Origin of the sequence: Pedobacter sp. PACM 27299 (assembly GCF_001412655.1) — a bacterium.
Lineage (GTDB): Bacteria > Bacteroidota > Bacteroidia > Sphingobacteriales > Sphingobacteriaceae > Pedobacter.
The window spans coordinates 5,537,294-5,550,411 of sequence record NZ_CP012996.1 but is presented as its reverse complement, the minus strand read 5'-3'; the positions used below and the strand labels follow the sequence as shown (position 1 = coordinate 5,550,411).

Sequence of the window (13,118 nt, the reverse complement as noted above, 5' to 3'; positions counted from 1 at the left end):
ACAGGATATGCAGATTGGTACAATGGAAACCATTGAAGTATTGGGTACGGTTGCCTTTGCGATCTCGGGCTCTTTTGCGGCTATGCAGCGAAGACTCGATCCTTTTGGCGTGCTGATCATCGCATTTGTGACTTCCATTGGAGGTGGTACGGTAAGGGATATGCTGCTCGGTGATACGCCGGTAGCCTGGATGAGAGATATCAACTATTGTCTGCTGATTCTGTTCACCTCACTGGCCACTATTTTCTTTAAAACGCACATCAGAAAATTTAAAATTACACTGTTCCTGTTTGACTCCCTCGGACTAGGCTTATTTACTATGCTGGGTATTCAAAAAGGGATTGCATTTGGACTGAGCCCAGGGATCTGTATCGCATTAGGGACAATTACCGGATGTTTCGGTGGGGTGATTAGAGATACGTTCTTAAATACGATCCCATTGATTTTCCGAAAGGAGATCTACGCCACTGCCTGTATTTTGGGTGGCTCTCTCTATTTTGGACTCAAGCATTTTAAAATGGAAGATGATATGGCCAATATCTCCGTGATAGCCTTTATCTTTATATTTAGAGTGGTAGTGGTCAAATATAGACTCACACTTCCTAAATTCGGGTATTAGTTTTTAGGCGCTTCGTTTACAATCACAAAAACATCCTCATTGTCTTTCTTCATGAAGTATTTCTCACGTGCAAATTTCTCCGCCATGTTTAGATTGGTGCTCAACTCGCTCAGATCTTTCTTAACCTGCGCAGTTTCCTTTTCATAGAAATCCTTTTCTTCCTGAAGTTTGTGCACCTCAGAACGGAATTCGTATTGAGATACCATGTCATTCCTGTCGAAAAACAACATCCATACGATGAAGGCCGCCACAGACAGGAAGTATTTATTACGTATAAGTTCCAGCAAACGTTCCATGATACAAAGATATAAAGATATGAAAGTACAAACCTATGAAAATATGAACACAATGTGTATAAGAATGTGATAAACCCTTAAAAACAAAAACCGGCATACTTAAAAACAAAAAAACATCCGAAGGTTTAACGCTCCGGATGTTCTCTTTGTATGATTTGCAGGTTTTTTACATACGTACAAAATAAATGTCATTTGAGTACTTGTAAATCTTTTCTTCTAAAGATTTGGGGACGAAAAAGACTTTATTTTGTTAAGCAATCCTGCCTGAATAATTTAATATAATTCAGCCCTAAGGCTAAGGATTCCGTTAAACTATTTTTTGAAATATTTGAAGTCTTTACCAATGAAACGTGCTGCAGAACCTAGTTCTTCCTCAATACGTAACAATTGGTTGTATTTTGCAATCCTGTCTGAACGTGAAGCAGAACCTGTTTTGATCTGACCACAGTTTAAAGCTACGGCTAAATCTGCAATCGTAGTATCTTCAGTTTCTCCACTTCTATGAGACATTACAGAAGTATAACCATTGGTTTGTGCCAGGCTAACTGCATTGATCGTCTCTGTTAAAGTACCGATTTGGTTTACTTTTACTAAGATAGAGTTTGCAGTTTTCTTGTCAATACCGTCTTGTAAACGAGTTACATTCGTAACGAATAAATCATCACCAACCAACTGAACCTTATCGCCAACTCTGTCTGTTAACATTTTCCACCCATCCCAGTCATTCTCATCCATACCATCTTCAATAGAGATAATTGGGTATTTTTCCGTTAACTGTGCAAGGTATTCTGCTTGCTCAGCACTTGTACGGATCGCACCTTTTTCACCTTCAAATTTAGTATAGTCGTATTTACCGTTCACGAAGAACTCAGAAGCAGCACAGTCAAATGCTAAGAAGATTTGCTCTCCTGCTTTGTAACCTGCTTTTTCAATTGCCTGAATGATCGTTTCAACTGCATCTTCTGTACTGTCGAATGTTGGTGCAAAACCACCTTCATCACCTACAGCAGTAGAAAGACCACGGCTATGTAAGATTGCTTTTAAGTTATGGAAAACTTCTGTTCCCCATCTTAATGCTTCAGAGAAAGATGATGCGCCTACTGGCATGATCATGAATTCCTGGAACGCGATAGGCGCATCAGAGTGAGAACCACCATTCACGATGTTCATCATCGGGATAGGTAAAATGTTTGCATTCACACCACCGATATAACGGTATAAAGGCTGACGGCTCTCTTGAGCTGCTGCTTTAGCAACCGCTAAAGAAACACCTAAAATCGCATTTGCGCCTAAGTTTGCTTTGTTGTCTGTTCCGTCAAGTTTGATCATTAAGTTGTCAATTGCATTTTGTTCAAATACATCAACACCTCTTAATTCATCAGCGATTTTATCATTTACATTGGCAACGGCTTTTAAAACACCTTTACCCAAGTACACAGACTTGTCGTTATCACGAAGCTCTACCGCTTCATGCATACCTGTTGAAGCACCAGAAGGTACTGCAGCACGACCAAGGACGCCATTTTCGGTCATTACATCTACTTCAATAGTAGGGTTCCCTCTTGAATCGAGGATTTGTCTGGCATGAACATCAATTATTAAACTCATTTTTATTGGATTTTATTTTGTTAGTCAGCCTTAGTGTAAATCTTACAATTACTATGGCGATATCCAAAGTTAAAAATTAAACACAAAAAAGCCGTAATTAATTTAATTACGGCTTTTAAAATGTTATATAATTAGTTTATAGCGACTTAAAAAATGGACTAGCTATGGTTTTGAGGCAAAAATAGCTTTATAGACCAATCCGGCGAGTATTGCACCAGCAATAGGGGCTACCCAAAACAACCACAATTGACCCATTGCTTCTCCACCTACAAATAACGCCTGACTGGTGCTTCTAGCGGGATTTACAGAAGTATTGGTTACTGGAATGCTGATTAAATGGATCAGCGTTAAGCTCAATCCAATAGCTAAGCCGGCAAATCCTTTAGGAGCCCTGTCGTCTGTAGCACCCAGAATAACCAGTAAAAAGATAAAGGTCATGACTACTTCGCAAACCAGTGCCGCAACCATGCTGTACTTGCCGGGAGAATGTTCTCCGTAGCCGTTGGTTGCAAAACTTCCGATTTCGCTGCCATTGCCAGTGGCGATCACATAAAGCACAGCAGCGGCTAAAATACCTCCTAAAACCTGGGAAATAATATATGGGGCCAGGTCTTTGCCATCAAAGCGGCCGCCCATCCATAATCCAACAGTAACTGCTGGATTAAAATGCGCGCCGGAAATGTGTCCAACAGCATAGGCCATGGTCACTACCGTTAAGCCAAAAGCGAGCGCAACGCCCAGGAAGCCGATGCCGGCGCCAGGAAAATTGCAGGCCAGTACGGCGCTTCCGCAACCGCCAAGAACCAACCAAAAGGTTCCAATAAATTCTGCAGCTAGTTTTTTCATTTTTCTAAAGGTTTTTGTTGTTCGTTAATTTATACTGGAATTTACTAACATGTTTTTAATATTCCTAATGTGATATTTTAGTGGTATAAGGCTGAGGGCCAGTGGACTGTGGTGTTGGTTTTTCATTATTCTAAGGCCCTTTTTTTAATTTTTTGAGCTCAGTTTGGCAATGGATTGAAGAAGATTCAGCCTGAAATTATAGTATGTTTTTGCCTTGCTCCGACAGGTTTACTCAGAAAAAAGCGTTCTTCCTTTCGAAAGAACGCTGAGTATGTTTTATTTTGAGAAGATTTGAAAATCTGAAATCAACTTGTAAAAGTTGATTATTCCCATTTAAATACCTTGACGGCTACGGCATAAATCCCAATGCCCCATACAATCATGATCAGAATCTGGTGTTTTACATCCCATAATCCTGCACCTTCAAAAGCAACTTTTCTCATGGCATCGTTTAAATAAGTCAGCGGTAATGCTCTGCTGATGGGCTGCAACCATTCAGGAAAAGCGTCAATAGAGAAGAATGTGCCCGACAATAAGAATTGCGGTAAGGTGATGATATTGGAAATAGGAGGGATGGTACTCTCACTTTTAGCAATTCCAGAGACGACGAATCCAAAACCCATAAATACAATCAGGCCGATGATGGCCAGGATTAACATATTGATGACGGTAATTGCGCCATGGACCAGGGTAAAATGGAAAAAGAAATGGCCAATCATGATAATAAATACAGCACCCAATAAAGCGAATCCGATTCTGGCAATTCCTTCACCGAAAACAATGCTTGATTTTCTCACCGGTGTGGCGAAAAAACGTTTGATCACCAGAGTCTGACGTAAATTGAAAAATACAAATGCAGTTCCGAATACACCTGTACTCAATAAAGAGAAGCCAAGCTGTCCGGGTAGAATAAAGTCGATGGTGCGGTAAATACGGCCCTGTACAGTGCTCTCGTTCAATTCCGCCACGGTTGGCATCATATCTTTGGAATTTAAGTTGTACATCAGGTTATGAATCACTGATTTCAGGACATTTCCTTTATCTATCGAAGCAGAGGTATATTCTACCTTGGCTTTATAAGCAGGTTTCTCCGCTGCATTTTTTTCTACATGAATGAGGCCATCAATGCTGCCCTTCTCCAGATCTGTTTTAATTTCTGCGGCATCTTTATCCCTGATCAGGTGCACTACTGGATTTTCTTCCAGTGCCACAATGATGGGATTGTGTAGGTCAGAACCTGGTGCAATGGCCAGGTCTACTTTTATGCCCCCTTTGCCAAGAAATCCAAATACCAGGATAAAAACCAATGGGAATGCCAGCGTAAATACTACCGCTGATGGGCTACGCATGATCGAACGGAAACTTGCTTTCGCAAGTGCCATGGTAGCTTTAGTATGATTGTAAGGTTTGCTCATGTTCTTATTAATTGTCTTCACGCCATTCTTTGCCGGTTAGTTGGATGAAAACATCTTCCAGATTGGCTTTCTTAACTTCTTTTTTTCTTTCAAAACCAGTATTGATCAACTGGTCTATCAGGTTGTCTGGCGTGTCTAATGCAATGATTTCTCCACGTTCTACAAAGGCAACACGGTCGCACAATTGCTCTGCTTCATCCATATAATGGGTGGTGATGACTACGGTAGTGCCATTTTTTCTGATCTCAATGATCAGGTCCCAAAGGTTACGTCTGGCCTGTGGATCCAAACCAGTGGTTGGCTCGTCCAGGAAGATGATTTTTGGGGCATTAATTAAGGTGGTAGCAATGGAAAAACGTTGTTTTTGTCCACCGGAAAGCGCTTTATATTTGGCTTTTGCCTTGTCTTGAAGATTCACCTTTTCCAGCATTTCCATCGGATTGATGTCTACACCATATAGTCCGGAAAATAGCTCCATCAATTCTACCAGGTTTAGGTTCGGGTAGTATCCGGCAGCCTGTAACTGTACACCAATGATTCTTTTGATCTTACTGGCTTCTTTATCGACATCATAACCATCTACCAGGATCTCTCCTGAAGTTTTCTCGCGAAGGGTTTCTATGATTTCTAAAGTGGTCGTTTTTCCGGCTCCATTCGGACCTAATAGTCCAAAGATTTCGTTTTCATACACATCAAAGCTGATGCCTTGTACTGCGGTAAAGTCATCGTATTTTTTTACGAGGTTCTTTACACTAATGATGGCATTGGTGTTGTCCATACTATAAATGTAAGAAGGTTTAGAAGAATAGAAAACCTAATCCTACTAAACCTTCGAATATAACGGTAAAATGATGTTTTGAAGAGAATTCCTCTAGTTACCAGGCCAATTCGCCTTTGATCATATCAATGAAATCATCAAATAAGTAACGAGAGTCATGTGGACCTGGAGAAGACTCCGGGTGATATTGTACAGAGAATGCTTTCTTACCCTTCACACGAATACCTTCGATACTTTGATCATTCAGGTTCAAGTGGGTAATCTCAACTTTATCAGATTTTTTCACCTCTTCAGCAATTACACCGAAACCATGGTTCTGAGAAGTTACTTCACAGTGGTTTTTGATGATATTTTTAACTGGGTGGTTCAATCCTCTGTGTCCGTTAAACATTTTCATGGTACCAATACCATTAGCTTCTGCTAATAACTGGTGACCTAAGCAGATTCCGAACAATGGTTTATCGGCCGCAAGAATTTCTTTTACAGTTTCAATTGCATAAGGCATTGCCGATGGATCACCTGGGCCATTAGAGATAAAGTATCCGTCTGCACCCCATTTATTCATTTCTTCAAAGCTGGTTTTAGCTGGGAATACTTGAATAAAAATGTCTCTTTCATCAAAGTTGCGAAGGATATTCTTTTTAATTCCAAGGTCTAGTGCTGCAATTTTATAGGTTGCATCTGGGTTGCCATAGAAATAAGGTTCTTTTGTAGATACCTGAGAAGACAATTCCAGACCGTCCATAGATGGAACTGCTGCTAATTTAGCTTTCAATTCTTCAAGGTCAGTGATCTCTGAAGAGATGATGCCGTTCATTGCTCCTTTATTTCTGATGTGACGTACCAAAGCACGAGTGTCAATATCTGAAATTCCTACAATGTTTTCATTCTGGAAATAGTCCTGAATAGATTCTGATGCTTCTTTGCGGCTAAATCCGATGTTGTAGTTTTTACAAACCAAACCTGCGATTTTGATGCTGTCAGACTCAATTTCTTCTCTGTGGATTCCATAATTCCCAATATGTGCATTGGTGGTAACCATGATCTGTCCGAAGTAAGAAGGATCAGTAAAAATTTCCTGATATCCAGTCATTCCTGTATTGAAACAGATTTCTCCGGTCGTTGTGCCGATTTTTCCCGCAGCTTTTCCGTAGTAAACGGTGCCATCAGCCAATAACAAGATTGCAGGTAACTTGGTGTAGTTAGTCATTGTGTGTATAAAAATGAGAAATTATGGTGAAAAAAGAGAAAAACGATGGATCATGCGTGATTTTGATATCACTTCTGTAGTTAACAAATGTGCTGTTAAGTAACCCCTTCATTTCGGGATACAAAGATACATTTTTGAGGTTTTAAATCAAGGATTTTTTTCACATTCTGTCACAAAAGCAATTAAACTCGCTTTATTTCGGATGTAAAAAGTAATTTTGCCCAAACTAAAATATAAAAAAGATGTCTGTAAATAAAGAAGTAAAACGGATCACGACCCATATTTTGCAAGCAATGAAGCAAAATGGTGAAAAGATTGCGATGTTAACTGCTTACGACTACTCGATGGCAACCATCCTTGATGATGCTGGTTTAGATGTTTTATTGGTTGGAGATTCAGCTTCCAACGTAATGGCAGGTCATGAAACTACCTTGCCGATTACCTTAGATCAGATGATCTATCACGCGCAATCGGTGGTGAGAGGTGCTTCTCGTGCTTTAGTAGTAGTAGATCTTCCTTTTGGATCTTACCAGGGCAATTCCAAAGAAGCACTAGTTTCTGCCATCAGAATTATGAAAGAATCCGGTGCTCATGCGGTGAAACTGGAAGGAGGAACGGAAATCGTAGAATCTGTACAAAGAATCATTACTGCAGGAATTCCTGTGATGGGGCATTTGGGTTTAACTCCTCAGTCTATATATAAGTTCGGTACTTACACGGTAAGGGCGAAAGATGAAGCGGAAGCTTTGAAATTGAAAACGGATGCGCTTGCGCTTCAGGAAGCGGGATGTTTTGCCGTAGTACTGGAAAAAATTCCTGCGAAATTGGGTAAAGAAGTATCAGAATCTTTAATTATCCCTACAATAGGAATTGGTGCAGGAACGGATTGCGACGGACAAGTATTGGTGGTAAATGATATGATTGGTTTAACAAAAGGGTTCAAACCTCGTTTCTTACGCCAATATGTAAACCTTTACGATGGTATTTTAAATGCCGCACAGTCTTATATTAAAGATGTGAAATCAAGTGATTTCCCGAACGAAAAAGAGCAGTATTAAGTTTTATAAGCAGGGCTTTAATCAGCTCCAGACCTACAGATGCCAATAACAGCAAAAGATATACTTTATGAAGACAACCACCTGATTGCGATTAGTAAACGCGCAGGTGATATTGTACAGGTGGATGAAACAGGGGATGAGCCCCTGGATGAAAAGGTAAAAAAGTACCTGGCCAAAACTTATAATAAGCCAAATAGTGCTTTCCTTGGTGTGGTACATCGTTTAGACCGTCCGGTAAGTGGCGTGATCTTGTTTGCAAAGACAAGCAAAGCCTTGGAGCGGATGAATGCGATTTTCAAAAACAGAGAGGTAAAGAAAACTTATTGGGCAGTGGTGAGAAACAAGCCAGCGCAGATTTCTGGTACTTTAGTACATTGGTTGGTAAAGAATCCACAAAAAAATGTGGTAACGCCGCATAATGTTGAAGTACCCGGCAGTCAGCGCGCGGAATTGAGCTATCGTCTGATTGGAGAACTGAACGGTTATTACCTGATTGAGGTAGATCCGCTAACAGGAAGGTCGCACCAGATCAGGGTACAGCTTTCTACGTTAGGATGTCCGATTGTAGGGGATAATAAGTATGGTTACCCAAGAGGAAGTAGAAAAGGCAGCATTTGCCTCCATGCCCGCAGACTGCAGTTTGTTCATCCGGTAAAAAAAGAACCGGTCAACATTTTCGCAAAGCTTCCGGTGGATGGCTTTTGGGAAAAATTTGAAAATATGTAATATTTAAGCAGTTCTACTGCTGTAAACCCCAATAAGCTGATGCGCTATAGGAGCATCAGCTTATTGGGGTTTTTTATGCCTTTTAAAGCCTTTTAAGACTAGTTGCAAGGTTTAGGGCTAAAGACCACGTTATTGTCGAACTTCAGCTGTGCACGGTTCTCAAACCTATATTTTCCTTTGTCTTCTTTAACCGGGCCATAACCTTCGTAGAATTTACCATCCTTTTTAAGCAACACAACTTCTCTTACAGATCTTAAACCTTCCGAGTCAAAAGTATATTCTGCAATTAAGGTATCCCCTTTCATTTCTCCGGAAAGCGTGCCTTTATTGGCGTCTTTTTCCCAGATGTGGTAGTCCAGAAAACCAGTGATTTCCTCACCATTGGTTCGCAGCTGCATCGATGCGGTATCTTTGTTCTTAATATACTGATAGCAGTTGATGGAATGTTCAGGCTTATCGTTTGTTGCGGTAAAAGTGGTGTCCACTGCGATCATTGCAGAAGAATCCGTCAATTTTTTATCTGCCTGATTACTGGTACAAGAGGCCATCATGGCGGCTAGTCCTGCAAATAATAAGAGATGTTTGTTCATTGTTTTATGATTTGATTTCTGTCTCTACTGCAATTGGCCTGCCAAAAAACACAAGCTTTAAAAGACTTGAATCATGGATCATAACATGAAGATACAGAAAGAGGGTGACCATAATTAAATGATGCACCCCCCTAAACTGATTGGATGATGGTATAGCTTATAAAAATAAGCTGATGACCAAATATTATTTAGTTCTTGGCTTGCTGTTCCAGAGGTAAGTTCCAGCAGAACCTGCAGCAAGTGTAGTATTTACGACCTGGCCATTGTATTTAATGTTGAAGGTTTGTGTCTCATCACTGTTGTTCACTGTCACTAATACTAGTTGTCCTGCTGGTGTTTTATAAGCAACATTCTGAATTTTATCGTTTTGATTTGAAGCAATACGTACAGAACCAGTTGGTACAAATTTAGAAGTCTGACCGATAGAGTAAAAGGCGATGTTCTTGCTCCAGCTCTTACCATCTACCGTAATTGCACCTAAACAGCTGGTACAACCCCCATCTGGTGTAAATGGGCGGTACTGTGGATCTGCTGCCAGGTTCCATTCCAATACGGTTTTACTCCAGTTTCTTGGTGCACCAATCATTAAGGTTGCAACATGCCATTTTAAGTCCTTGGCGAAATCACCAGGGCCACCTACCCATTGCTCTGTAAAATAGATGTTTTTATTAGGGAAGGCTTCATGCACTTGTGATAAAGCAGAGATTTGTCCACCATATAAATGGAAAGCAGAACCATCGATATACTGGTTAGCTTCCGGATCTTTTAAAATAGTGATTGGATAATCCGGACGATCCGCATTATGATCATAAATGATAATTTTAGTTTTGATGCCTGCGGCTTTAAATACCGGACCTAAAGCAGTCTTCACGAAGTTGGCCTGATCTTGCGGCGTCATGTACATACTTGGGTTGTTGCCCGGATGTAATGGCTCGTTTTGGATCGTTACCGCATCAATGACGATACCTTGTGCTTTCATTGCCTCAATATATTTCACGAAATATTTGGCATAAACCTGATAATATTCCGGTTTTAAACTACCACCACGGTAAGCTTGATTGTCTTTCATCCAGGTAGGCGCCGTCCATGGAGAACCCATGATTTTGATTTTTGGATTGATGGCAATGATTTCTTTTAACATTGGAACCAGGTCGGTCATCTCTTTTGCAATAGAGAAGTTTTTTAGTTCCGGATCGGTTTGTCCTTTTGGCATTTCATTATAAGTGAAGGTTTCTGCACTTAAATCTGAAGCACCCACGCTCAAGCGCAGGTAACTAATGCCAATACCATTACCATCTGTAGAGAAGATCTCTTTTAACATTGCCTTTTTCTCTGCGGCAGGAAGTCCGTTCATCAAGGTAGCACTACCACCGGTTAAGGTATAGCCAAAGCCATCCATAGTTTGGAAAGTCTGCTGTTCATCTACTACAATATTGAGGTGGTTATTCATCGCTGTAGAAAAATGTAAAGGTGTTTTTTGCTTTTGCAATAGGGCAGAACGGTCGCCGCTGGTGATCCATGATTCCACGCCAGTAGTTACTGGTGTCTCTTTTTTGCTGGCACATGAGCTCAATGCCAGGGCAGCAATCACGCTTAAATTTAATAATCTCATAGATAATATGGCTAATTAAGGAATGTAGTTAAAATTGATTTTTTGATCCGCAATCTGAAGGGTAAATTCTCCTTCTTCAGTGATCGCTTTGCTTTCTGTATTGATGAACGCGAGGTCTTCCGGCTGAATCTTAAAAGTAACCGTTTTTGTTTCTCCAGCTTTTAGGTCGATTTTTTCAAATCCTCTCAAACGTTTCACATCTGGAGTGATTAAGGTTGCATATAAATCTGAAGTAAATAGTAATACACTTTCTTTACCAGCTACTTTACCAGTGTTGCTTACGTTTACCGTAACAGTCAGCATTTCTCCTTTTTTAAGGGTATTGCTGCTCAATTTCAATTGATCATATTTGAAGGTTGTATAACTCAAACCAGCACCAAACACGTATTGAGGGTTATAATCCGCATCATAATTGTAAACACCTTCTGTGGTGCCTTTATTTTCTGATGGTTTATGGTAATAGGTAAACAAGGCATTAGGGAATTGTGGATACGTATAAGGCAGTTTTCCTGAAGGATTAACTACACCATACAATACATCTGCAAGCGCATCACCACCAAAGTTACCTGGAAGGTAAGTCTGCACTACAGCACTCATTTTCTTTTCAAATTTGCTAATCACACGTGGGCGGCCTTCATTCAATACCAGGATTACTTTTTTACCGGTTGCCGCTAATTTCTGCGCCAGTTCTGTTTGTAAGTCCGACAAGTATAAGTCATTCATATTACCTGGAGATTCTGTATAAGAGTTTTCTCCAAGACATAGCACGATCAGGTCTGCATCCTTTGCCGCAGCAATAGTTTCGTCCATTTTATCGGCGTAATCCTCATAATATTTGCCATCCATTTTATAGCTCACCCCCGGGAAGTAAGTTACATTTTCTTTTCCTGCTTTATTTTGTAAAGCTTTCAGGATGGTGTTGTATTTAGCGGCAAATTCTTCCACTTTTTCTCCCTGCCAGGAGTAAGTCCATGCTCCATTTAAAGTTCTCATAGAATTGGCATTCGGACCAGCAACCAGGATTTTTGTTCCTTTCGCCAATGGTAGGATCTGATCTGTATTTTTCAATAAAGTGATCGATTCTGCTGCGGTTTGATAAGCTGCATTTTCAAATTCCTTGCTGCCAAATTTTGGGTAGTCTTTAGGATTTGTAGTTGGTTTTTCAAATAGGTTCAATTCATATTTTACCCATAAGATTCTTCTTACTGCATCATCAATGCGAGATTCTTTAACTTTTCCTTCTTTGACTAAAGCCAAAAGGTTATCGCAGAAAGTTTCATAGTTATAAGCGATCATCGACATGTCGATACCGGCGTTAATAGCCAGCATAATCGCTTCTTTGTCGTCTTTCGCAATGCGATCTCTTTTGTAAAGGTTCTCAATATCACCCCAATCGGTCACTACTAAACCTTTGAAGTTCAATTCTTCTTTTAATAATTCCGTTAGGATATGGTAATTGGCATGAACCGGAACACCGTTAATGATTCCGGAATTGATCATAATGGTTTTAGCACCTGCATCAATTGCCGCTTTAAAAGGAGGTAAATGGTACTCTCTTAAAGCTTGATCAGAAATAAAAGCAGGAGTTCTGTCTTTTCCTGAAACGGATACTTGGTAACCCAGGAAGTGCTTGATCGAAGAAGCTACTTTTTCCGGATGTGATACTTTGCCATCTTCACCTTCGTAACCTTTTACTGCGGCTACACCCAGTTCTTTGATCAGGTAAGGATCTTCTCCAAAACTTTCCCACTGACGAGGGAAGCGGGGATCAGAGCCTACGTCTAATAGTGGGGCAAAGTTCCATGGAATAGAGCTTGCACGGGTTTCATAAGCAGTAATCGAGGCACCATTTTTTACCAATGAACGGTTAAATGTAGCCGCCTGACCAATTTGCTGTGGGAACATCGTTGCACCAACCGTATAGGTAGCACCATGGATTTCATCCACACCATAAATTACAGGTATTTTATTTGGCGTTTGTTTCGTCGCCACATTTTGAATTTTGCTGATGATGTTATACCAAACCTGTGGGGTTCTTGCTCTGTTGTTTGAAGTGTTCAATATAGAACCAACATGGTATTTTACCAATACTCTTTGCAATTCTTTCTCGTCTAAACCGAAAGGTTCATCGCTTTCATAGCGTCCTTTTCCTTTTCCAACGACATCCAGCGTAATTTGCGCCATTTGTCCGACTTTCTCTTCAATCGTCATCTTTTTTAACAAGGCTTCTGCTTTTGCCTGGTTGTTATTCTGAGCGATAGCCGTACCAAAAGTGCTGGAAAGCAACAATAAGGATAGGGTTGTTTTTAGTGTCATTTGTGTATTTAAAAAGGGAGCAATTGATATTGCTCCCGGTAAAA

At 40.4% G+C, this 13,118-nt stretch carries 12 protein-coding genes; 3 read left to right on the top strand and 9 right to left on the bottom strand.

The features are described from left to right. The first annotated feature begins 7 nt into the window (after window positions 1–7). A complete protein-coding gene (locus AQ505_RS23275) occupies window positions 8–619 on the top strand; it encodes a trimeric intracellular cation channel family protein (RefSeq protein WP_062550377.1) in 612 nt (203 codons plus the stop codon). On the opposite strand, the gene AQ505_RS23270 is transcribed toward AQ505_RS23275, so the two are convergent. The 6 genes from AQ505_RS23270 to carA all read right to left on the bottom strand — a co-directional run bounded on the left by AQ505_RS23270 (window position 616) and on the right by carA (window position 6,772). After that, complete coding sequence (locus tag AQ505_RS23270; RefSeq protein ID WP_062550376.1) at window positions 616–915, bottom strand: FtsB family cell division protein; 300 nt, start codon at window positions 913–915, stop codon at window positions 616–618. The two genes, AQ505_RS23275 and AQ505_RS23270, sit on opposite strands and share 4 nt — an antisense overlap. Before the next feature lie 312 nt (window positions 916–1,227). Then, the gene (gene eno / locus AQ505_RS23265; RefSeq protein WP_062550375.1) at window positions 1,228–2,523 is read right to left on the bottom strand and encodes a phosphopyruvate hydratase; all 1,296 of its coding nucleotides are present in this window, start codon (window positions 2,521–2,523) and stop codon (window positions 1,228–1,230) included. A 162-nt stretch (window positions 2,524–2,685) separates the two neighbouring features. Continuing rightward, a complete protein-coding gene (aqpZ, locus tag AQ505_RS23260) occupies window positions 2,686–3,369 on the bottom strand; it encodes an aquaporin Z (protein ID WP_062550374.1) in 684 nt (227 codons plus the stop codon). Between the two features lie 323 nt (window positions 3,370–3,692). Beyond that, the gene (locus AQ505_RS23255) at window positions 3,693–4,784 is read right to left on the bottom strand and encodes an ABC transporter permease (RefSeq protein WP_062550373.1); all 1,092 of its coding nucleotides are present in this window, start codon (window positions 4,782–4,784) and stop codon (window positions 3,693–3,695) included. A gap of 7 nt (window positions 4,785–4,791) precedes the next feature. Then, window positions 4,792–5,562: an ABC transporter ATP-binding protein gene (locus AQ505_RS23250; protein ID WP_062550372.1), complete on the bottom strand. Its 771-nt coding sequence runs from the start codon at window positions 5,560–5,562 to the stop codon at window positions 4,792–4,794. 97 nt (window positions 5,563–5,659) lie between these two features. Next, the gene (gene carA, locus AQ505_RS23245) at window positions 5,660–6,772 is read right to left on the bottom strand and encodes a glutamine-hydrolyzing carbamoyl-phosphate synthase small subunit (protein ID WP_062550371.1); all 1,113 of its coding nucleotides are present in this window, start codon (window positions 6,770–6,772) and stop codon (window positions 5,660–5,662) included. Window positions 6,773–7,014: 242 nt separating this feature from the next. Here carA and panB point away from each other — a divergent pair, with 242 nt between their 5' ends. Beyond that, the gene (gene panB, locus AQ505_RS23240; protein ID WP_062550370.1) at window positions 7,015–7,830 is read left to right on the top strand and encodes a 3-methyl-2-oxobutanoate hydroxymethyltransferase; all 816 of its coding nucleotides are present in this window, start codon (window positions 7,015–7,017) and stop codon (window positions 7,828–7,830) included. Window positions 7,831–7,869: 39 nt separating this feature from the next. Further along, window positions 7,870–8,556 (top strand): RluA family pseudouridine synthase, encoded by a 687-nt coding sequence (locus AQ505_RS23235; protein WP_062550369.1) that lies wholly within the window; start codon window positions 7,870–7,872, stop codon window positions 8,554–8,556. Window positions 8,557–8,654: 98 nt separating this feature from the next. Here the strand turns inward: AQ505_RS23235 and AQ505_RS23230 are convergent, their stop codons facing one another. From AQ505_RS23230 to AQ505_RS23220, 3 genes are all read right to left on the bottom strand, one after another. Then, the gene (locus tag AQ505_RS23230; RefSeq protein WP_062550368.1) at window positions 8,655–9,146 is read right to left on the bottom strand and encodes a hypothetical protein; all 492 of its coding nucleotides are present in this window, start codon (window positions 9,144–9,146) and stop codon (window positions 8,655–8,657) included. A gap of 184 nt (window positions 9,147–9,330) precedes the next feature. Continuing rightward, window positions 9,331–10,758, bottom strand: a complete 1,428-nt coding sequence (locus AQ505_RS23225; protein WP_062550367.1) for a glycoside hydrolase family 30 protein — start codon at window positions 10,756–10,758, stop codon at window positions 9,331–9,333. Window positions 10,759–10,773: 15 nt separating this feature from the next. Continuing rightward, the gene (locus AQ505_RS23220; RefSeq protein ID WP_062550366.1) at window positions 10,774–13,074 is read right to left on the bottom strand and encodes a glycoside hydrolase family 3 N-terminal domain-containing protein; all 2,301 of its coding nucleotides are present in this window, start codon (window positions 13,072–13,074) and stop codon (window positions 10,774–10,776) included. Window positions 13,075–13,118 lie beyond the last annotated feature (44 nt).